The following is a 19,421-nucleotide window of genomic DNA, read 5'->3' as shown; positions in this document are numbered from 1 at the left end:
CCCTTCCGTCACGGTCAAACTTAGGCAAGGCTAATCTAATGGCTCGGTAACCAGGCAAGCCTAACCTTAGAGGAGACGTACATGTCGGGACCGGTACTGGCGCGCAGGGGCTTCCTGTCGGCCACGGCAGGACTCGCGGCGGCCCTGACACTGGCGGCGTGCGGCGGCGACGGCGGCACGACGGCGGCCCCCTCGGGCTCGGCCGTGCCCTCGGGCTCCGCGGCCGCGCAGGGCTGGAGCTTCACCGACGACCGGGACAAGAAGCTCGACCTGCCCAAGGTCCCCGCCAGGGTCGTCGCCCAGGTCGGCTCCGCCGCCGCCCTGTGGGACTTCGGCGTGCGCCCCGTCGGCGTCTTCGGCCCGCACAAGCTCAAGGACGGCAGCAAGGACCCGCAGGTCGGCAACGTCGACATCACCCAGGTCCAGGGCCTCGGCAACGTCTGGGACGAGTTCAACGTCGAGCAGTACATCGCCCTGCAGCCCGACCTCCTGGTCAGCAACATGTACGTCAAGGGCACCCTCTGGTACGTGCCCGAGAAGTCCAAGGACACCATCGAGCAGGTCGCCCCCACGGTCGGCATCATGCTCACCGGCAAGAGCGCCACCGAGGTCATCTCCCGCTACGAGGAGCTGGCCAAGTCGCTCGGCGCGGACATGGCCGGCGTGCCCGAGGCGAAGGCCCGCATGGAGGCCGCGACCAAGGAGCTCGCCCAGTTCAAGGACCTCAAGATTCTCATGGTCTCGGGCGGCGCGGACGCGTTCTGGATCGTCAACCCGCCGGAGTACCCGGACATCAAGCACCTCACGGCGGCCGGACTCGACGTCGTCACCCCGGAGAAGGTGGACGAGGGCGGCTTCTTCCAGACCCTGAGCTGGGAGAACGCCGACGAGTACGAGGCCGACGTCATCCTCTACGACACCCGTACGCAGGCGCTGAAGCCGGAGGAGATGATGAAGAAGCCCACCTTCGCCAAGCTCCCCGCCGTCAAGGCCGGCCAGCTCTACCCGTGGAGCGCCGAGACCCCCTTCAGCTACCAGGGCTACGCGACCTTCCTGGAGGAGCTGGTCGCGAACCTGAAGAAGGCCAAGCCGCTCGGCTAGAACGCGCCGCGCACCTCGACGATCTCGGCGAGGGGGAACTCCAGGTAGTCGCCCGCCTCCTCGCACCAGGCGTCGAGGGCGCCGCCCTTCAGCTCGCCGTGGCTGATCGTGGCGGTCAGGCCGTCGGTGAGGGTGATCCCGGCCCGCACCCCCCGGTCGACCACGAACCCGAGCAGCGACTGCTGGGCCGTCGGCAGCCGGGTGGCCATGCGGCCGATCACCGCCCACGTCCGGCCGCCCCTTTCGGCCCCGGCCCGCCCGGCCGCCATGAGCCTGCGGGCGTGCTCGCGCGGGTCGGGCGGCGGCTCGGCCAGCAGGTGGGGCGGGGTCTCCAGGCCGGGGTCCGACAGCTCGGCCACCTGGCCGCCGGGCAGCAGGATGAGCTTGCCCGCGCCGGGTTCGGCGCCGCCGGCCAGCTCGGCGGGACGGGTGCGGCGGATGGTGATCTCGCCGGTGTCGGAGACGGGCACCGGCGCGTAGCCGGCCTCGCGCAGCGCCGCCAGCGTGCGCTCGGCCCCGGCCGCGCTGACCAGCACGGTGGGGGCGAGCAGGCGCAGGCCCAGCCGGGTCAGCCGGCGGTGGGCGGTGATCTCGGCGAGCAGGGCGGGGTCGCCGGCCTGGATGACGCAGCCGACGGTGGTGACGGTGACCTCGCCGTGCCGGCGGGCGGTGTCGCGGACGAGGTATTCGAGCGGCTGCGGGATGGCGCCGACCGCGGCCAGCTCGTCGAGCAGCTCGTCGGGGTCGTGGCCGCGGTCGAGGGCGCGGCGTACGCTCTCGGCGGTGAAGCGCCACACCGAGGCCGCGCCGCGTGACTCGCGCTCGGCGACCCGGTCGAGCAGCGCGGCCAGCTCCGCCGAGGGCGGCCCGGTCACCACGGCGGTCAGGTCGGGGCCGAACAGGGCGCTGCGGCGCACGCTCGCGAGGGCCCGGGTGGAGACCTCGACGAGCACCGGGTCGTGCTCGACCATGGGGACGGAGTCGTCGCCCTCGTCGCCGGGGTGGGCGGTCAGCTCGGCGAGGGCGCGGCCGAGGTCGGTGAGCGCGCCGTTGACCAGCAGGCCGAGCAGGCTCGCCTCGTCGAGCGCGGCGGGGCCGCAGTCGAGCAGGAGCCGGCGTTCGATGAGCGGGGCGTGCCAGTGGACGGCGGCGAGCAGGCCGTCGCGGTCGGCGTACGCGGTGCCGGCGGGCAGGCAGGCCAGCACCGGCAGCACCGCGCGGCGGACCCGGGCGACCGCGGCTCCCGCGGGGTCGTCGCCGAGCACCGTGCCGTAGCGGCCGTCGGACCTGCGCAGCGACGAGCGCTCCATGCGCCACCAGGCCGACAGCAGCACGCGCAGGCGGGCCGCGCCCTCGTCGAGCCGCCAGCGGTCGAAACGCTCGGTGGGGACCAGGCCGCCGGCCTGCTCGTCCCAGGCCAGCAGCCGGGCGACCGTGCAGATCTCCAGCAGCAGGCGGGTCTCGTCCTCGTCGCAGCCGGTCTCCTTGGCCATCCTGCGCACCTCGCGCACGCCCACGCCACCGGTCTTGAGCAGCGGCAGCGGGCTCTTGGAGGTGTTGTCGAGCAGGGCCGCGGCGCGCTCGACGACGTGCGGGGCGGCCAGCGTCATGAGGTGGTCGACCTCCTCGGGGTCGACCGGGATGGTGGGGACCTCGGGCGGCTCGGGCGCGAAGGGCGGGTGGTAGTCGGCGCCGCGCAGGCACAGCGCGACCTCGCGGGGGATCTCGGCGACGTGCCAGCTCGGCCGGAACAGCAGGCCGTGGTCGGCGCACCACTTCTCGGGCGTGCCGGGCGCGACGAAGCGGCCGCCGTCGACGGGCAGCGCGGGGCCGTCCCAGGCGAAGCGGTCGAGCAGGGCGGCGGTGCCGTCGGGGGCGTCGCGCAGCAGGCCGTGGACGCGGGCGGCGTCGCCGAGCGCCTCGGCCACGCGGGTGATCGTGCGGCGTTTGTGGCCCTGGGCGGGCAGGCCGAGGTTGCGGGCGAGGGCGCGCAGCGCGTCGTTGCTGATGGTCCAGGAGTTGAGGTAGTGGTCGAGCGGCTCGCCGAGGCCGAGCGGGGCGGCCCACCAGCGGGTGACGCCCTCGGCCAGGCGGATCACGCCGTCCTCGCCCGGCCAGGCGAGCGCGTGGTCGTAGAGGTGGCCGAGCCAGGGGTCCACCTCGGCGGGCGGGGCGTCGACGAAGGCGGCCAGGCGGCCGGCGGTGGGCAGGGGGAGGGCCAGCGCCGCCTCGGCGAGCTGGAGACAGGGCAGGGGGAGCCGCTGAAGGGTCTGCATCACGGCGAACCCGTCGCCGAGACGCTGGGCGAGGGTGTCGAGCCGGCGCGGCCACGGCGGCGCGATGGCGTCGGGCCTGTTCGCGAGGATGCGGGCAAGCCTGTCTTCGTCTAGTGTTCGCAGCCAGCCGAGCAGGTGATCTTCCATCTGTCAGCACTCTCATGGGGTCGCGCGCGGGACTCACCGTGAGCCATGAGCATCCACGGTAATGCAGATCACCCCCGGTCAGGAGAGGACTGCCCAGACGATCTTTCCGTGAGGGGCGAGGGCCGACCAGCCCCAGCGGAGACTGAGCGATTCGACGATGTGGAGTCCGAGGCCGCCGGTGTCAAGGGGGCCAGGGTATCGCAGCACCGGCACCGAGGAGCCTGGATCGGTGAAAGCGCTGGTCACCAGGGACCCCTGGCGGACCAGTGACATGTGGACGGGGCAGGGGCGGCGCTGCTCGTCGAGGCGCAGGCCGTGGCGCAGCGCGTTGGTCGCCAGCTCCGAGACCACCAGCTCCATGTTCTCGGCGAGCTCGGACAGTCCCCAGCCGGCCAGGACGCCGGTGGTGTAGCTGCGGGCGGAGTGGACCGACGCGGGGGTGGGAGGGAGCACGAACGTGGCGCTCGCGGACGGGCCTGCGCCCAGCAGATCGCGAGCCGCCTCCGGCCACCAGCCGACCGGGGGCCACCAATCGAACGTGGTCCACTGGCTCGGTGCCGTGGTGGATTGCACGTGATCATTCTGCGTCAAACTCTCGTGCAGGTGCAAGAGCGAATGCACGTGCAGACACACCGTGCACACGCTACGGTTGCCCTCAAATGGTCAATGAGGGGGAAAGGGGATCTTGTCCGCGGCCCATGATCTTTCGGCCGTGAAGTGACAGACTGTGGCGCAAGGAAACGACCAAGGAGCAGCACGTGTCCATTGATCCGCCCGGATCCGGTTCGACCGTTCGGCGCATCATGCTGGGGGCGAGTCTCAGGCGCCTGCGTGAGGCCAGCGGACTCGACCGTGCACAGGCCGGATTCCACATCCGCGCCTCCGAGTCCAAGATCAGCCGGATGGAGCTCGGACGCGTCGGATTCAAGACACGTGACGTGGAGGACCTGCTCACCCTGTACGGCGTCGTCGACGATGCCGAACGCCGCGCCCTGCTGGAGATGGTTCGCGAGGCCAACACCCCCGGGTGGTGGCACAAGTACTCCGCCGAGCTGCCCTCGTGGTTCACGACGTACGTGGGCCTGGAGGAGGCCGCGAGCGTGATCCGTACCTATGAGGTGCAGTTCGTGCCCGGACTGCTGCAGACGGCCGCGTACGCGCGATCGGTCTACGAGCTGGGCAACCCCGATGCGAGTCCGGACGGCATCGAACGCCGCGTGCACGTGCGCATGCAGCGCCAGGAGCGCTTCACCCAGAAGGACGGCCCCAAGTTGTGGGCGGTCATCGACGAGGCGGCGCTCATGCGGACCATCGGCGGGCGGGAGGTCATGCGCGAGCAGCTCCAGCACCTGCTGGAGGTCGCCGCTCTGCCCAACATCACCATTCAGGTGATGCCCTTCAGGTACGGCAAGCACGCCGCCGAAGGGGGTGCGTTCAGCATCTTGCGGTTTCCCGAGTCCGACTTGTCGGACGTTGTCTACGTCGAGCAGCTCTGGGGTGCCCTGTACCTGGACAAACGTGAGGACATCGATCCGTACCTCACGGCCATGGAGCAGTTGTGCGTGGAGAGCACCACGCCAGGAGGCACCGTCGAGCTCATCGGCGGTCTTCTCAGAAAGATGTAGATGAACCAGACCTACAACGGCATGCCCGCGACCGACCTGACCCAGGTCGCGTGGCGCAAGAGCCGCTACAGCAACTCGCAGGGCAACTGCGTCGAGCTCGCGGAGCTTCCCGACGGCGGGATCGCGGTCCGCAACTCGCGCTTCCCCGACGGCCCTGCGCTCATCTATACCCGTGACGAGATCCGAGCCCTGGTGCTCGGGGTGAAGGACGGAGAGTTCGACGGCCTGCTCGTTTGACACCTGCTCGTTTAACACGCTGTTCACATCCGGCGCGCCCGCTTAACGGCGGCGCGCCGACGGCGTAACCGCCCGGCCTCGTCGTTCGGACAGGATTCACGTCATGCTCGACCAGATGACGTTGTATCCGATCGCCGACGACGTGCTGTTCGCGCCGGGCGGCAAGGTCGTGATCCGCACTTATGGCGTCGCGCCCGCCACGACGGGCGCCTCGGTCTCGTACCGCACGTGGGTGACCGGCATCCGCGACCAGCCCCGTTACTGGCACTGGGGTCACTTCGAGGACGCCACCTCCGGGCATCGCCGGGTGCTGGAGTGGCTGACCGGGCGGGGGCCGCAGCCTTCCCAAGCGCCCGCCTGATCGCTAAGCTCGGGCCAAGCAACCGCTTGGTAGAGGAGGCGGCGTGGTGCGGCGCGCGATCCACCTGCTCGAAGAGGTCGACTTCCGGCCCATGAACTCCAGGCGGCCGCTGGACTACCTCACCTGGCTGACCGCGTACAAACGCGAGGACGAGACCCGCGAGGCTCCCTCGCTCACCGCCGGGACGTCCATCAGGTCGCGCGACATCGACCTCGTCGGCGCCTTCTACGCCGTCGGCATCACCGGCCATCCGCAGTTCAAGGCCGTCACGCTCTGGGACTGCCACGGCGGCTGGGACGGCGGCTGGCGGCAGATGATGGAGATCTACCGCGGGGTGGACGAGCGGCTGTTCCTGTCCGACATCGACGACCTGCGCTTCTCCGCCTTCTCGCGCCCGCTCGGCGCCGTGCCCGGCTGCCCGCCGCTGGCCGAGGCGCCCGCCGCCGAGCTGTTCCTGTTCGAAAGCGCCCGCGTCCGGCCCGGCGCCGCACTCGACTACCTCGCCGCCGTGCGCGCCGAGCGCGCCCCCCTGCTCGCCGAGCACGGGCACACCCTGGTCGGCCTGTACGAGGTGCTGTTCTGCGACACCGAGGCGGTCACCGTCTGGGCCGTCTCGCTGGACGACCACCTCGCCACCCAGCGGGCCCGCGACGCCGCCCTCGGCCTCGACGACGAGGCCGCGCCCGATCCCCGGCTGCTGGACTGGGCCAGACGGGCGCGCGACCATCTCGACGGCCCCTGGCGTGAGACGCTGCTGGCGCCGTTCCCCGGCTGCCGCCTGGCGCCGTGAGGGTGCGGGCCGGCGGCTGACGGGCTAGTGGACCGGCGCGTTCCAGGCCAGCAGCACCGGCTCGGCGTGCTCGTGGCCGAGCCGCGAGTAGGTGCCGGTGTCCAGCCTGAACAGCCGGCCCTCGGAGGGGTCCAGCCCGAGCCAGCGGGCGGCCAGGACGCGCAGGAAATGCCCGTGCGCCACAAGGACCACCCGTCCCTCCGCCGCGCGGGCCCGCTCGATCACCCGGTCGGCGCGGGCCGCCACCTGGGCGGCGCTCTCGCCGGGATGCTCGGCGTCGCCGGGGATCACGCCGTCGCGCCACAGGTACCAGCCGGGGCGGTCCTCCCGGATGCGGGGCGTGGTGACGCCCTCGTAGCCGCCGTAGTCCCACTCCCACAGGTCGGGGTCCACCTCGTAGCCGGTCAGCCCGGCCAGGTCGGCGGTGCGGCGCGCCCGCTCGGCGGGGGAGACCAGCACCAGGCCGAAGTCCCCCTTCTCGACCAGAGGCGCGAGCGCCCTGGCCTGCTCCTCGCCGCGCTCCGTCAGGGGCAGGTCGGTGCGCCCGGTATGCCTGCCCGCCTTGCTCCACTCGGTCTCACCGTGCCGGAGCAGCAGCATCTCGTCCATGGTGACCATCATCCCGGACGCTTGACCTCAAGGTAGCTTGAGGTAGCAGGGTGGGGTCATGGACGCGATAAGACTGCATGCGTACGGACCTGCCGCCAACCTCCGGCTGGAGACCCTTCCCGACCCCGTGCCCGGCCCCGGCGAGGCGCGCGTCGCCGTGCGCGCGGCCGGGCTGCACTTCATCGAGACCCTGCTCCGTCAGGGGCGGGGCGTCGGGCCGCACCCCGCGCCCGAGCTGCCCGTCGTGCTCGGCTCGGAGGTGGCCGGGGTCGTGGAGGCGGTGGGCGAGGGCGTGCCCGCCGGGCTGGTGGGCCGCCGGGTGGTGACGGCCGAGGTGAGCACGGGCGGCTACGCCTCGCGCGCCGTGGCGCCCGCCGCCGCGTTGACCGAGCTGCCCGACCAGGTGGGCTTCGGCGCGGCCGTCGCCATGAACACGACGGGGGCGACCACGTACGGGCTGCTGGAGCTGGCCCCGATCGGGCCGGGGGACGTGGTGCTGGTGCTGGCGGCGGCCGGCGGCGTCGGGACGCTGCTCGTGCAGTACGCCCGCCGCGCCGGCGCGACCGTGGCCGGGGCGGCCGGCGGGCCCGCCAAGGCCGCGCGGGTCGCGGAGCTGGGGGCGGACCTCGCCGTCGACTACCTGGAGGCGGGCTGGGACAAGTCGGTACGCGAGCTGTCCGGCGAGGTCACCGTCGTCTTCGACGGGGTGGGCGGCGAGCTCGGGCGGGCCGCGCACGGGCTGCTCGGCCGGGGTGGGCGGCACGTGGTGTACGGGTCGGCGTCGGGGGAGTGGTTCCAGCCGGACCCCGCCGAGGTGGAGGCGCGGGGCATCACCGTGCTCGACGGCATCGGCCATCTGCTCGGGCGCGACGGTGGCGTGACCGAGCTGCGGACGCGGGCACTGGAGGCGGCGGCCGAGGGGCTGCTGACGCCGGCGGTGCAGGAGTTCCCGCTGGCCGAGGCCGCCGCGGCGCACGCGGCCCTGGAGAACAGGGACACGATGGGCAAGGTCGTCCTCACCGTCTAGCCGGGTCCGGGCGACAGGGACCGGGCCACGGGGACGAGTGCGGGCGGTCCCGCCTTCGGCCGTTCCGCGCAGGCGCGCTCCCCCTCACCTCCCGGCCAGTTCCTCGGCGACGGGGGCGAAGGCGGCGAGGTCGCGTTCGTGGTGGATGACGAAGCAGGAGACGTCGTGCTCGTCGCGCCAACGACGCAGGGTGTCGGCGATGTCGTGGCGGGTGCCGAGGAGGACCTGCGGGGTTCCGTCCAGCGCGGCCGACCTGGCCGCGCTCCACGGCTCCTCCGCCTTCCTCTCGCCCACCTGCAGGACGCTCGTGCCCAGCTCCAGCCGGTCGTAGCGGTCGCCGGCCGCCGCGCGTACGCGCCGCAGCCGGGCGAGGAACGCCTCCGCCCCGCCGTCGCCGGGGTCGGGGCCGGTGCCGTCGGGGCGTACCCGCATCGTGAGGTTGACGTGGTCGGCCTGCTCGGCGGCCAGGCGCAGCACGCGCGGCCCGCCGCCCCCGACGATCAGCGGCGGGTGGGGCCGCTGCACGGGCCGGGGCCGCTGGTCGAGCCCGTCGATCCGGTAGTGCCGGCCGGTGAAGTGGCACGGCCCGTCCGCCCAGAGGCCCTTGAGCACGGCGATGGCCTCGGCGAGCCGTTCGACGCGGACCCCGGGCGGGTCCAGAGGCAGGCCGGCGCCCGCGTAGTCGGCCGCCATCCAGCCGGTGCCGAGCCCGACCTCCAGCCGGCCGCCGGACAGCAGGTCGAGGGTGGCGGCCTCCTTGGCCAGCACGGCGGGGTGGCGGAAGTCGTTGGCGAGGACGAGCGTGCCGACGCGCAGCCGTTCGGTGGCGCAGGCGGCGGCGGTGAGGGCGGGGATCGGCGCGAGGCGGTCCCCGGCCAGGTGGTCGGGCACCAGCAGCAGGCCGAACCCGGAGTCCTCCAGCCGGCGGGCCTTGTCGGCCCACGCCCTGCCGGACTCCGCCTCGCGGAGCACCGCCCCGAACCTGAACGGCCGCACGGCTCCTCCTGCGAGTCCGATCCAGCGCCTGTGCCCGGCACTCTAGCAAGCGCTTGCTACAGGTGCGAGACTGAGGGCCATGGAGATCCCCGTGCGCGAGGCCACCGACAACGAGGCCGCGTTCTTCCGCGAGCACGGCTGGGTGCGGCTCGGCCGGCTCATCGACCCCGGCGCCGTCGCCGACCTGCGCGAACGCGCCCTCGCCCACCTGCGCGACCGGGACCGCGCCGGACGCACCGCGGTCGACCGGGCGTTCGGGCAGTCCAGGGACGTCGCCGCCGCCGACGAGGCGTTCGGCGCGCTCGCGCTCCACCCCAGGATGGGACGGACCGCCGTCCGGCTGCTGCGCGGCGTCCGCGCGGTACGCGTGCAGGTCACCAACCTGCTGGTCAAGGAGGCGGGCGAGCACGGCGCCACCGAGTTCCACCAGGACTTCCCCTGGATGCCGATGGACCGCTCGGCCATGCTCACCGTCTGGCTCGCGCTCGCCGACGTGCCCGCCGACATGGGAGCGCTGCGCTTCTACAGCGGCTCCCACCGCCACGGCCTGCTCGGGCGCAGCTTCACCCGGCCCGGCGACGACCAGCTCAGCCAGCACCCGTGGCTCAAGGAGCTGGAGCTGTCGCCGCCGCTCGACCTCGCGGCCGGCGACGCCACCGCGCACCACGCCCTGACCGTGCACGGCGCGCCCGCCAACCGGCACGACCGGCCGCGGCTGTCGTTCACGGTCACCTACTTCGACGCCGACGCCCTCTACACGGGCCTGCCGTACGCGCAGACCGACGGGCTCGGCCTGGAGGTCAACCGGTCCTTCGAGCACGAGAGGTTCCCGTGCCCGAGACCCTGAGAGGACCGGTCGCCGACCTCGGGGCGACGCTCATGCACGAGCACGTCTTCGGGCTCAGCCCGGAGATCCTGTGGAACTGGCCGGACATCCCCGAGGGCTGGGACCCCGAGACGCGGGCGCGCGAGGCCGCGGCCAAGCTCGACGCGCTGAAGGCCGAGGGCATCGACACCGTCGTGGACCTCACCGTGCTCGGGCTCGGCCGGCACATCCCCTCGGTACGGCTGGTCGCCGAGCTGACCTCGGTCAACATCGTGGCCGCGACCGGCCTCTACACCTACGACGCGCTGCCGCCGTACTTCGCCAACCGGGGGCCGGGGTCGCTGTTCGGCGGGCCGGACCGGCTGGCCGGGTTCTTCGTCCGCGACCTCACCGAGGGCATCGGCAGGACCGGCGTCCGCGCCGCCATGCTCAAGTGCGCCTCGGACCACCTCGGGATGACCAAGGGCTGCGAGCGGGTGTTCCGGGCGGTCGCCGAGGCGCACCTGGAGACCGGCGCGCCCATCACCACGCACTCGCACAGCGCCTCCAGGGGCGGGCTGGAGCAGCAGCGGCTGCTCGTCTCGCTCGGGGTGGACCCGGAACGGGTGGTGATCGGGCACGCGGGGGACTCGGCCGACCTCGCGTACCTGGAGGAGCTGCTGGCGGGCGGCTCCTACCTCGGCATGGACCGCTTCGGCATCGACACGATCGCGCCGTTCGAGCAGCGGGTGGCCGTGGTGGCGGAGCTGTGCGCGCGCGGGCACGCGGACCGGCTGGTGCTGGGGCACGACTCGTACTGCTTCAACGACCGCTTCGACGCCGAGGTCGTGCGCCGCCGCCACCCCGACTACCACCTGCTGCACATCTCCCGCGACGTCCTGCCCGAGCTGCGCAAGCGGGGCGTCACGGACGACCAGATCCACCAGATGCTCGTCGGCAACCCGCGGAGGATCCTGCGATGACCACCCTGCCGGAGGCCCGGGACTTCGACGTCAGCGCGGACTGGCACGTCGCGGACCCGTACCCGTTCCTCGCCCGGCTGCGGCGCGAGTCGCCGGTGTTCTGGAGCGAGCACCTGCGGGCCTGGGTGCTGACCCGCTACGCCGACGTGCGCGCCGCCTACGGCGACCCCCGGCGCTTCTCCTCCCTGGGCTCGCTCACCGTCTCCCGCAGCCTGACCGCCGCGACCAGGGAGAAGCTGGGCGAGCACGGCTCGTTCCTGTCGAGCTTCGTCGCCAACGTGGACCCGCCCGTCCACACCCGGCTGCGCCGGTCGGTGTCGCGGGCGTTCACGCCGCGCGCGGTCGCCGCCATGGAGGACGCCTTCCGCCGGCTCAACGAGGACCTGCTCGACCGGGTGGCCCCGCGCGGCGCGGCCGACTTCGTGACCGAGCTCGGGCACGAGCCGTCCGTGAAGCTGACCGCCCGCTTCATCGGGGTGCCGGAGGCGGACGAGGCGTTCGTGCAGGCGCGGGTCAAGGACTGGTTCCAGCTGTTCCTGTCGCCGCAGCCGCCCGAGCGCCAGCTGGAGCTGGCGGGGAGCTTCCTCACCTACCTCGACTACGTGGACCGGCTGGTCGCCGCCCGCGCCAAGGACCCCCGCGACGACTTCACCTCGCTCATGACCGCGCTCATCGGCGACGAGCTGACCCACCGCGAGGTCGTCGAGCTGATCTCCACGATCCTGCTCGGCGGCAACGACACCGTGCCCAACCAGCTCGGCAACACCGTCCTGCGGCTGCTGCGCGAAGGCGCCTGGCCGGTGCCGCCGCCGCTGATCGGCGCCGCCGCCGAGGAGTGCATGCGCATCGACGGCGCCTCGCTCGGCTCCTTCCGCCACACCACCGAGGACGTCGTCCTGCACGGCGTGACCATCCCGGCCGGCGCCCTCGTGCTGCTGTCCACCGACTCCGCCGGGCACGACGAGAGCGTCTTCCCCGAGCCTGAGCGCTTCCTGATCGACCGGCCGAACGCCGCCGACCACCTGGTCTTCGGCTACGGCATCCACTTCTGCGTGGGCGCGGCGCTCGGCCGCCTGCAACTGCGGACCGCGCTGGAGGTGCTCGGCCGCCGCCTGCCGGGGCTGCGGCTCGCGCCGGGGGAGCCGGTGACGTACCGCAGGTCGCTGGTCGGGCGCGGGCTCACGGCGCTGCGGGTGGAATGGTGACGGGCGGACGGTTATCCGGGCGGGTCGCGCTGGTGACCGGGGCAGGGTCGGGGATCGGGGCGGCCTGCGCGCTGCGGCTGGCCGCCGAGGGGGCGCGCGTGGGCGTGCTCGACGTACGCGGCCAGGCCGCCGAGGACACCGCCGCCGCCGTACGGCGGCGCGGCGGCGACGCGCTCGCGCTGGAGTGCGACGTCTCCGCCGAGAAGCAGGTCGCGGCGGCCGTCGGGGCGCTGATGGCGGCGTACGGGCGGGTGGACGTGCTGCACTCCAACGCCGCCGCGCTCGGCCCCGACGTGTACGGGCGCGACCGCGGCCTGGAGGACCTCGACGTCGCCGTGTGGGACCGCACCATGGAGGTCAACCTGCGGGGCGCCATGCTGCTGGTCAAGCACGCGGTGCCGGCCATGCCGGACGGCGGCTCGATCGTCCTGACCTCGTCGGTGTCGGCGTTCGTCGGGGACGGGGCGCACGCCGCGTACGGCGCCTCGAAGGCCGCCCTGGTCGGCTTCGCCCGGCACGTCGCCACCATGTACGGCGCCCGCGGCGTCCGCTGCAACGCCGTCGCCCCCGCGCTCGTCCTCACCCCGGCCGCCGAACGCGCCCTGACCCCCGCGCAGCTCGCCGACAAGGCCGCCGAACGCCTGCTCCCCTGGCCCTGCTCCGTGGACGACGTCGCGAACCTGGTCGCCTTCCTGGCCTGCGACGAGAGCCGCTGCCTCACCGGCCAGACGCTGATCCTCGACTCCGGCACGCTCGCCCACCGCCCCCAGCACGCGATCCAGCGGTGGCGCGAACAACGCCCCCGATGAGGAGTGCGTACGTCAGGATGTGGGGGCAGTGGGATGTCCGTTGATGTGGGCGTGGAAGGGGTCTTCATGGAGCCGGTGGCGGTCGGGCTCGTGGGCGCGGGACCGTGGGCGAGGATGGCGCACGCGCCGATGCTGGCCAAGGGCCCGCACACGCGGCTGGCGGGCGTCTGGGCGCGGCGTCCCGAGGCGGCGGCCGAGCTGGGCGCCCCCGTGTACGAGCGGATCGAGGAATTGTTCGACCACTGCGAGGCGGTGGCGTTCTGCGTGCCGCCCGGCGTGCAGGCCGAGCTGGCCGTGCGGGCCGCCCGAGCCGGCAAGGCGCTGCTGCTGGAGAAGCCCCTCGCCGACTCGCTCGACGGGGCGCGGCGGCTGGCCGGCGCCGTGGCGGAGGCGGGCGTGGCCAGTCAGATGGTGCTGACCCTGCGCTATGCCGTACAGACCAGGACGTTCCTCGCCAGGTGTGGCGAGATCCAGCCGTTCGGCGGGCACGCGGCGAACATCTCCGGCGCACTGCTCGGCGACCATCCCTTCGCCACGCCGTGGCGGCTGGAGCGCGGCGCGCTGCTCGACGTCGGGCCGCACGTCGTCGACCTGCTGGACGCCGCGCTCGGCCCCGTGGTGGGGGTGCGCGCCCACGGCGACCCGTTCGGGTGGATCGGGCTGCTGCTGGAGCACGAGGGCGGGGCGGTGTCGGAGGCGTCGCTGTCCATGGCGGCCGTCGGCGACCTGCCGCCCGCGACGTTCGCCGTGTACGGCAGGAAGGGGAACGCGGTCCTGCTGCCGTTCGACGACGATCCCCTGGACGCGATCGCGGAGGAGTTCGCGCGGACGGTGCGTGAGGGCGGCGGCCACCCCCTCGACGCCGCCCACGGCCTCCGCCTGCAGCAGGTCGTCGCCGACGCCGACTCCCAGCTGCGCCGCTGACCCTTGACGTTACGGTTCTTTGGGGCATTGATAACGTTTGTCCGACGCGCAGTGCTGCAGCGAAGTCCGGTGCGAGTCCGGCGCTGTCCCGCAACTGTCATAGCCAGGTCGCCTGCCGCTGCGCCGACGCCATCAACCCTCGTGGAAAAGGGTGATCCGTCGCTCATCGCGGGTCTCTCGGTTCCGACAGTGTGAAAGGACATCTCGTGAGGCCCGTACGCACGGTCTTCGCGGGCGCGCTGCTGGGAACGCTGGTGCTGGCCGGATGCGGTCAGAACAGCGGGACCACCGCCACCCCCGCCCCCGCCGCCCCTTCCGCGTCCGCGTCCGCCGCCGGTGACGGGTTCCCCGTCACGATCGAGGCGGGCAACGGCAAGGTCACCATCGACAAGAAGCCCGAGCGCATCGTCTCGCTGTCGGCCAGCCACACCGAGACGCTGTTCGCCGTCGGCGCCGGCCCCCAGGTCGTCGCCGTGGACGACCGCTCGAACTTCCCGCCCGAGGCCCCGAAGACGAACCTGTCCGGCTTCAAGCCGAACGTCGAGGCCATCGTGGCCAAGAAGCCCGACCTCGTCGTCCTGTCCGACGACCTCGACAACGTCGTGGCCGCGCTCGGCAAGGTCGGCGTGCCCGTGCTCCTGGAGCCGGCCGCGAAGACGCTCGACGAGGCGTACGAGGAGATCGCCGAGATCGGCGCGGCCACCGGCAACAAGGCCAAGGCCGACGAGGTCGTCACCGGCATGCGCGCGGCCATGGACAAGCTGGCCGCCGAGGCGCCCAAGGACAAGAAGCTCACCTACTACCACGAGCTCGACCAGACGCCGTACGCGGCCACGTCCCAGACGTTCATCGGCCAGGTGTACTCGATCTTCGGCCTCACCAACATCGCCGACCAGGCGCCCGACGCGGCGGGCGGCTATCCGAAGCTGTCGGCCGAGTTCGTCGCCCAGGCCGACCCCGACCTGATCTTCCTGGCCGACGTCAAGTGCTGCAAGCAGGACAAGGCGGCGCTGACCAAGCGGCCCGGCTGGGCGGGGCTGTCGGCCGTGAAGAACGACCGGGTCGTCGAGCTCGACGACGACATCGCCTCCCGCTGGGGGCCGCGCATCGTCGAGCTGGCCGAGAGCATCGGCGCCGCGGTGGCCAAGGCCGGCACGAGCTGACCGTGACGGGACAGGCCGGCCCGTCACGGGCCAGACCCCTGTGGCTGGCGGGCGCCGCCGGCGTGCTGGCCGTCTCCATGGTCGCCGGGCTGCTCGGCGGGGCGGCCGACATGTCGCCCTGGCAGGTGGTGCTCCAGGCGGTGGACTGGCTGCCGTTCGTGCACGTCGACTCGGGGCTCACCCCGGTCGAGCAGGGGCTGCTGTACGAGCTGCGGCTGCCGCGCGTGCTGGTCGCCGCCGTGGTGGGCGGGCTGCTCGCCCTGGCGGGGGCCGGTTACCAGGGCGTGTTCCGCAACCCGCTCGCCGATCCGTACCTGCTGGGCGCGGCGGCCGGGGCGGGGCTCGCGGCCACGGTCGCCATCGTCGCGCTGCCGGCGGTGGCGGGCGGCATCCCGGTCGCGGCCTTCATCGGGGCCGTGGGCGGGGTGCTGCTGGCGTACACGCTGGGGAACACGGCCGGGCGCTCCGGCGGCACGGCCACGCTGGTGCTGGCGGGGGTGGCGGTGACGTCGTTCCTGACCGCGATCCAGACGTTCGTGCAGCAGTTCAAGGTGGAGGAGCTGCAGCGGATCTACTCCTGGATTCTCGGCGACGTCGGCGGCGGGTGGGAGCAGTTCTGGCTGGTGCTGCCGTACGCGGTGGTCGCCGCCGTGCTGCTCCTGCTGCACGGGCGGATGCTGGACGTGCTGTCCGTCGGCGACGAGGAGGCCGTCAGCCTGGGCGTGGCCGCCGCCCGGGTACGCCTGATCGTGCTGCTGGCCGCCTCGCTGGCCACGGCGGCGGCGGTGGCGGTGAGCGGGCTGATCGGGTTCGTCGGCATCGTCGTGCCGCACGTGGTGCGGCGGCTGGCGGGCGGCTCGTACCGGATCGTGCTGCCGCTGTCGCTGCTCGGCGGCGCGGCCTTCCTGGTGCTCGCCGACCTCGTGGCGCGCACCGTGCTCGCCCCGGCCGAGCTGCCGATCGGCGTGGTGACGATGTTCGTGGGTGCGCCGTTCTTCGTCGGGGTGCTCAGGATGACGCGGCGGGCGGAGACGTGATCGAGACCCGGGGGGTGACCGTCCGGCTCGGCGAGCGGGACGTCGTCCGCGACGTGGACATGCGGGTGCGCCAGGGCGAGTGGGTGGCCGTCATCGGGCCGAACGGGGCCGGCAAGTCCACCCTGCTGAAGGCCGTGATGGGGCTGGTCGCGCACGGGGGCGAGGTGCTGCTGGACGGACGTCCCTCGGCCGGGCTGAAGCCGCGGGCGCGGGCGAGGCTGGTCGCGTACGCGCCGCAGACGCCGTCCCTGCCGCCCGACATGTCGGTCTTCGACTATGCGTTGCTGGGGCGGACGCCGTACATCCCCTATCTGGGGCGCGAGAGCGGCCACGACCGGGAGGTGACCGCGTCCGTGCTGGCCAGGCTCGACCTGTCGGAGCTGGCCGGGCGGCGGGTCGGCGAGCTGTCCGGAGGGGAGCGCCAGCGCGTGGTGCTGGCCAGGGCGCTCGCCCAGCAGGCCCCCGTGCTGCTGCTCGACGAGCCGACCACCGCGCTCGACCTCGGCCACCAGCAGCAGGTGCTGGAGCTGGTGGACCGGCTGCGCCGGGCCGACGGGCTGACCGTCGTCACGACCCTGCACGACCTGACCGTGGCCGGCCTGTACGCCGACGCGCTGCTCCTGCTCGCCGCCGGCCGGGCGGCCGCCTCCGGACTGCCCGCCGAGGTGCTGACCGAGGAACTCGTGGGACGGCACTTCGGCGCCCATGTGAAGATCGAGCCGGGGCCGGACGGCCGGCCGGTCGTGCACCTGGTGAGGAGTGGGTCGTGAGGCTGACGTACCGCACGGAGGAGGGGACGCGGCTCGGGGCGCTGCTGTGGGAGTTCGGGCCCGGCTGGCGGATGATCTCCTCGGCGGTGCTCGGCGGCGGCATCGGCGAACGCGCGTGGGTGCTGAACGCCCAGGTCGTCGCCGGGTACGCGCGCATGGACCCGATCGAGCACCTGACGTCGTTAGGCCCGGGCGGCGCCGGCGTCGGGATGATGACCGCCGCCTCCGTAGACCGCTGCGTCCAGGCGTCCGACGGCGGCGTGGACGCCTGGGCGACCGTGGGGCTGCGCGTCCCCACCTGGGCCGCCGCGCCCGAGGGCGCCCCCGATCCCGAGCTGGCCCCGGTCCGGGTCGGCACCGTCAACATCGTGACCGCGCTGCCGGTCGCCATGACCGACGCCGCCCTGGTCAACCTGGTGATGACGGTGACGGAGGCCAAGACCCAGGCGCTGGTCGAGACCGGCTACGCGGGCACGGGCACGGCCTCCGACGCGGTCTGCGTGGCCGTGCCGGCCGACGGTCCCCCGGAGCTGTTCGGCGGGCCGCGCTCGGAGTGGGGCGCGCGGGCCGCCCGCGCCGTCCACGCCGCCGTCCGGCGCGGCGCCGAGGCGTGGCGGACGCGTCACCTCAGCCCGTCGGAGGACGGGTCGAGGCCGTAGTCCTCGGCCGCGCCTCTCGCCGTCACCCGGCCCGCCGCGAGATCGGCGCGGACCGCCGCCGGGTCCCGCTCGGCGGGCGGGCCGAGGCCGCCGCCGCCCGTGGTCTCCACCACGAACGCCTCCCCGGCGGCGAAGCGCACGTTGTTCACCTTCGAGGCGAGCCGTTCCAGGCGGCCGTCGAGATGGCGCCGGTAGAAGCCGCCGAGCCGGCCGGGCAGGCCGCCGTCGCGGCCCGGGGGAGGCAGGCGCAGGCGGTCGCCCCTGGTGGTGACGTGGCAGTCGGCCAGGAAGCGGTAGACCGTGCGCGAGCCGAGCCCGCCCCGCCACCGGCCGGGCCCGCCCGAGTCCGGGATCGTCTCGATCGACTCCACGACGAGCGGGCAGCGGCTCTCCACGGGCTCGGCCTGCGGCACCGAGTTGCGGCCGACGCCGAAGTGCACGCCGGTCGCGTCCGGGCCGTCCAGCCCGCGTCGCGCGCCCACCCCGCCGAAGTCGTAGGCGAGATGGATCCAGTACGGCGCCCCCACCGCCGCGATCGAGAACGGCTGCAGGATCCCGCTGGCCGCGATCGCGCGCTCGGGCACCGCGTCCGACATCGCCTGGAACACGGCCTCCATGGCGGCGTAGATCGGGACGTACCGGCCGCCGCACGGGTACGGCGAGCGGGCGTTCAGCAGCGACCCCTCCGGCAGGCGGACCTCGATCGCGCGCAGGCAGCCGTCGTTCATGGGGATCGCCGGGTCCAGGAAGCAGCGGATCGCGAAGACGGCGGCGGCCAGCGACTGCGAGGCCGAGGCGTTGATCGCGGCCGGCACCTGCGGGCCGGTGCCGGCGAAGTCGAGCACGGCGCGGCCCTCCCCGAGGGTGACCGTGTGACCCGCACGTCGTGCGTCCTGCCGAGGTCGATCCCGTCGTCGTCGATCGGGTACGCCGCCGCGTAGCGGCCCTCGGGCAGCGCCGCGAGCGAGGCGCGGGTACGGGCCTCGGTGTGGTCGAGGTAGTCGTCGATGCCCGCCGCCAGCCCCTTCTCGCCGTGCTCGGCCAGCAGGGATTCCAGGCGGGCGGCGGCCACCGCGGTCCCGGCGACGAGCGCGCGGACGTCACCCATGACCTTGTCCGGGGTGCGGCTGTTGGCCCGCAGCACGGCCTCGATCGCCGGGTCCAGTCCCGCCTCGGTGGCCAGGCGGACCGGCGGGAGCTGCAGGCCCTCCAGGAAGATGTCCGTGGCCAGCGGGGCCATGCCGCCCGCCGACAGGCCGCCCAGGTCGGAGACGTGGATCATGGTGGCGGTGAAGTACGCCGGCGCGCCCCCGACGAACACCGGCCGGTAGACCAGCAGGTCGTTGGTGTGGACGCCGCCCCGGTAGGCGTCGTTGAGCGCGTACACGTCGCCGGGGCGCATGGTCTCGGGCGGGAGGTCGGCGAGCAGCTCGGGCAGCGCGGTGCGCAGCGCCATGCTGTTCATGAGCGTGGTGGCCATGGACTGCGCGACCAGCCGGCCGCGGGCGTCCAGGACGGCCGCCGAGGCGTCGGACCCCTCCACGATGAACGTCGAGTACGCCGAGCGCACCACGACGATGCTGGCCTCCTCGGCCGCCACGACCAGCGCGTTGCGCAGCACCTCGGCGGTCAGGGCGTCGCTCACGCGCGGCCTCCCCGGGTGAGGTGGACCGCGCCGGCGGGGGCGGGGGCGGCGGTCCAGGAGGGCGGGACCACGATCGTGGACTCGGCGTCCTCGACGATCGCCGGCCCGGGCAGCCGCTCCGGCAGGCTCGCCCGGGTGTGCACGGGCACCTCGACATAGCCCCCGCACTCGGCGAAGTACGCCCTACGGCTCCCGACCACCGCGCCGGGAGCGGGTGGGGGGCGCTCGGGAATCCCGGCGGGGGAGGGGGGC

The 19,421-nt window shown here is 73.6% G+C and carries 21 protein-coding genes and 1 pseudogene; 15 read left to right on the top strand and 7 right to left on the bottom strand.

What is annotated here, in order from left to right:
- Window positions 1–81: 81 nt before the first annotated feature.
- The gene (locus ACBR40_RS14595) at window positions 82–1,101 is read left to right on the top strand and encodes an ABC transporter substrate-binding protein (RefSeq protein ID WP_371249012.1); all 1,020 of its coding nucleotides are present in this window, start codon (window positions 82–84) and stop codon (window positions 1,099–1,101) included.
- On the opposite strand, the gene ACBR40_RS14590 is transcribed toward ACBR40_RS14595, so the two are convergent.
- Both ACBR40_RS14590 and ACBR40_RS14585 read right to left on the bottom strand, forming a co-directional pair.
- Window positions 1,098–3,524, bottom strand: coding sequence for a helicase-associated domain-containing protein (locus tag ACBR40_RS14590; RefSeq protein ID WP_371249011.1), 2,427 nt, complete (start codon window positions 3,522–3,524; stop codon window positions 1,098–1,100). The two genes, ACBR40_RS14595 and ACBR40_RS14590, sit on opposite strands and share 4 nt — an antisense overlap.
- 78 nt (window positions 3,525–3,602) lie before the next feature.
- Window positions 3,603–4,097, bottom strand: a complete 495-nt coding sequence (locus tag ACBR40_RS14585) for an ATP-binding protein (protein WP_344214370.1) — start codon at window positions 4,095–4,097, stop codon at window positions 3,603–3,605.
- Between the two features lie 230 nt (window positions 4,098–4,327).
- Between ACBR40_RS14585 and ACBR40_RS14580 the strand changes: the two genes are divergently transcribed.
- From ACBR40_RS14580 to ACBR40_RS14565, 4 genes are all read left to right on the top strand, one after another.
- The gene (locus tag ACBR40_RS14580) at window positions 4,328–5,149 is read left to right on the top strand and encodes a helix-turn-helix transcriptional regulator (RefSeq protein WP_344215043.1); all 822 of its coding nucleotides are present in this window, start codon (window positions 4,328–4,330) and stop codon (window positions 5,147–5,149) included.
- A complete protein-coding gene (locus ACBR40_RS14575; RefSeq protein WP_049559738.1) occupies window positions 5,150–5,386 on the top strand; it encodes a DUF397 domain-containing protein in 237 nt (78 codons plus the stop codon).
- 103 nt (window positions 5,387–5,489) lie between these two features.
- Window positions 5,490–5,747 (top strand): hypothetical protein, encoded by a 258-nt coding sequence (locus ACBR40_RS14570; RefSeq protein WP_127931727.1) that lies wholly within the window; start codon window positions 5,490–5,492, stop codon window positions 5,745–5,747.
- 43 nt (window positions 5,748–5,790) lie between these two features.
- A complete protein-coding gene (locus ACBR40_RS14565; protein WP_344214376.1) occupies window positions 5,791–6,537 on the top strand; it encodes a hypothetical protein in 747 nt (248 codons plus the stop codon).
- A 24-nt stretch (window positions 6,538–6,561) separates the two neighbouring features.
- Here the strand turns inward: ACBR40_RS14565 and ACBR40_RS14560 are convergent, their stop codons facing one another.
- On the bottom strand, window positions 6,562–7,146 hold the full coding sequence (locus tag ACBR40_RS14560) for a histidine phosphatase family protein (RefSeq protein WP_344214378.1): 585 nt from the start codon (window positions 7,144–7,146) through the stop codon (window positions 6,562–6,564).
- Window positions 7,147–7,204: 58 nt separating this feature from the next.
- On the opposite strand from ACBR40_RS14560, the gene ACBR40_RS14555 reads away from it, so the two are divergent.
- Window positions 7,205–8,173 carry a zinc-binding dehydrogenase gene (locus ACBR40_RS14555; RefSeq protein WP_371249010.1) on the top strand — a complete coding sequence of 323 codons (969 nt, stop codon included), beginning with the start codon at window positions 7,205–7,207 and terminating at the stop codon, window positions 8,171–8,173.
- A gap of 84 nt (window positions 8,174–8,257) precedes the next feature.
- On the opposite strand, the gene ACBR40_RS14550 is transcribed toward ACBR40_RS14555, so the two are convergent.
- Window positions 8,258–9,169 (bottom strand): TIGR03621 family F420-dependent LLM class oxidoreductase, encoded by a 912-nt coding sequence (locus ACBR40_RS14550; protein WP_371249009.1) that lies wholly within the window; start codon window positions 9,167–9,169, stop codon window positions 8,258–8,260.
- A gap of 79 nt (window positions 9,170–9,248) precedes the next feature.
- On the opposite strand from ACBR40_RS14550, the gene ACBR40_RS14545 reads away from it, so the two are divergent.
- The 9 genes from ACBR40_RS14545 to ACBR40_RS14505 all read left to right on the top strand — a co-directional run bounded on the left by ACBR40_RS14545 (window position 9,249) and on the right by ACBR40_RS14505 (window position 17,524).
- On the top strand, window positions 9,249–10,016 hold the full coding sequence (locus ACBR40_RS14545) for a phytanoyl-CoA dioxygenase family protein (RefSeq protein WP_371249008.1): 768 nt from the start codon (window positions 9,249–9,251) through the stop codon (window positions 10,014–10,016).
- Window positions 10,001–10,957, top strand: coding sequence for a phosphotriesterase (locus ACBR40_RS14540; RefSeq protein ID WP_371249007.1), 957 nt, complete (start codon window positions 10,001–10,003; stop codon window positions 10,955–10,957). Before ACBR40_RS14545 ends, ACBR40_RS14540 begins: the two co-directional genes overlap by 16 nt.
- Window positions 10,954–12,162 carry a cytochrome P450 gene (locus tag ACBR40_RS14535; protein ID WP_371249006.1) on the top strand — a complete coding sequence of 403 codons (1,209 nt, stop codon included), beginning with the start codon at window positions 10,954–10,956 and terminating at the stop codon, window positions 12,160–12,162. The genes ACBR40_RS14540 and ACBR40_RS14535 overlap by 4 nt, the downstream gene beginning before the upstream one ends.
- 32 nt (window positions 12,163–12,194) lie before the next feature.
- Entirely contained in the window at window positions 12,195–12,971 is a 777-nt protein-coding gene (locus ACBR40_RS14530) for an SDR family NAD(P)-dependent oxidoreductase (RefSeq protein ID WP_371249005.1), read from the top strand.
- A gap of 33 nt (window positions 12,972–13,004) precedes the next feature.
- The gene (locus tag ACBR40_RS14525) at window positions 13,005–13,895 is read left to right on the top strand and encodes a Gfo/Idh/MocA family protein (RefSeq protein WP_371249004.1); all 891 of its coding nucleotides are present in this window, start codon (window positions 13,005–13,007) and stop codon (window positions 13,893–13,895) included.
- 206 nt (window positions 13,896–14,101) lie between these two features.
- Complete coding sequence (locus ACBR40_RS14520) at window positions 14,102–15,058, top strand: ABC transporter substrate-binding protein (RefSeq protein ID WP_371249003.1); 957 nt, start codon at window positions 14,102–14,104, stop codon at window positions 15,056–15,058.
- 2 nt (window positions 15,059–15,060) lie between these two features.
- Window positions 15,061–16,095: a FecCD family ABC transporter permease gene (locus ACBR40_RS14515; RefSeq protein WP_371249002.1), complete on the top strand. Its 1,035-nt coding sequence runs from the start codon at window positions 15,061–15,063 to the stop codon at window positions 16,093–16,095.
- On the top strand, window positions 16,092–16,865 hold the full coding sequence (locus ACBR40_RS14510; RefSeq protein WP_371249001.1) for an ABC transporter ATP-binding protein: 774 nt from the start codon (window positions 16,092–16,094) through the stop codon (window positions 16,863–16,865). Before ACBR40_RS14515 ends, ACBR40_RS14510 begins: the two co-directional genes overlap by 4 nt.
- The gene (locus ACBR40_RS14505) at window positions 16,862–17,524 is read left to right on the top strand and encodes an adenosylcobinamide amidohydrolase (protein WP_371249000.1); all 663 of its coding nucleotides are present in this window, start codon (window positions 16,862–16,864) and stop codon (window positions 17,522–17,524) included. Before ACBR40_RS14510 ends, ACBR40_RS14505 begins: the two co-directional genes overlap by 4 nt.
- Here ACBR40_RS14505 and ACBR40_RS14500 read toward each other — a convergent pair.
- The 3 genes and pseudogenes from ACBR40_RS14500 to ACBR40_RS14490 all read right to left on the bottom strand — a co-directional run.
- Entirely contained in the window at window positions 17,488–18,339 is an 852-nt protein-coding gene (locus ACBR40_RS14500; protein WP_371249329.1) for a hydantoinase B/oxoprolinase family protein, read from the bottom strand. The genes ACBR40_RS14505 and ACBR40_RS14500 overlap by 37 nt on opposite strands.
- Window positions 18,249–19,169 carry a hydantoinase B/oxoprolinase family protein gene (locus tag ACBR40_RS14495; RefSeq protein WP_371248999.1) on the bottom strand — a complete coding sequence of 307 codons (921 nt, stop codon included), beginning with the start codon at window positions 19,167–19,169 and terminating at the stop codon, window positions 18,249–18,251. The genes ACBR40_RS14500 and ACBR40_RS14495 overlap by 91 nt, the downstream gene beginning before the upstream one ends.
- Window positions 19,166–19,421, bottom strand: a pseudogene (locus tag ACBR40_RS14490) (hydantoinase/oxoprolinase family protein); the annotation flags it as partial. The gene ACBR40_RS14495 and the pseudogene ACBR40_RS14490, both read right to left, overlap by 4 nt.

Source organism: Nonomuraea sp. AD125B, from assembly GCF_041402765.1.
Taxonomy (GTDB): domain Bacteria; phylum Actinomycetota; class Actinomycetes; order Streptosporangiales; family Streptosporangiaceae; genus Nonomuraea; species Nonomuraea bangladeshensis.
This window is presented reverse-complemented; position numbering and strand designations above follow the sequence as displayed.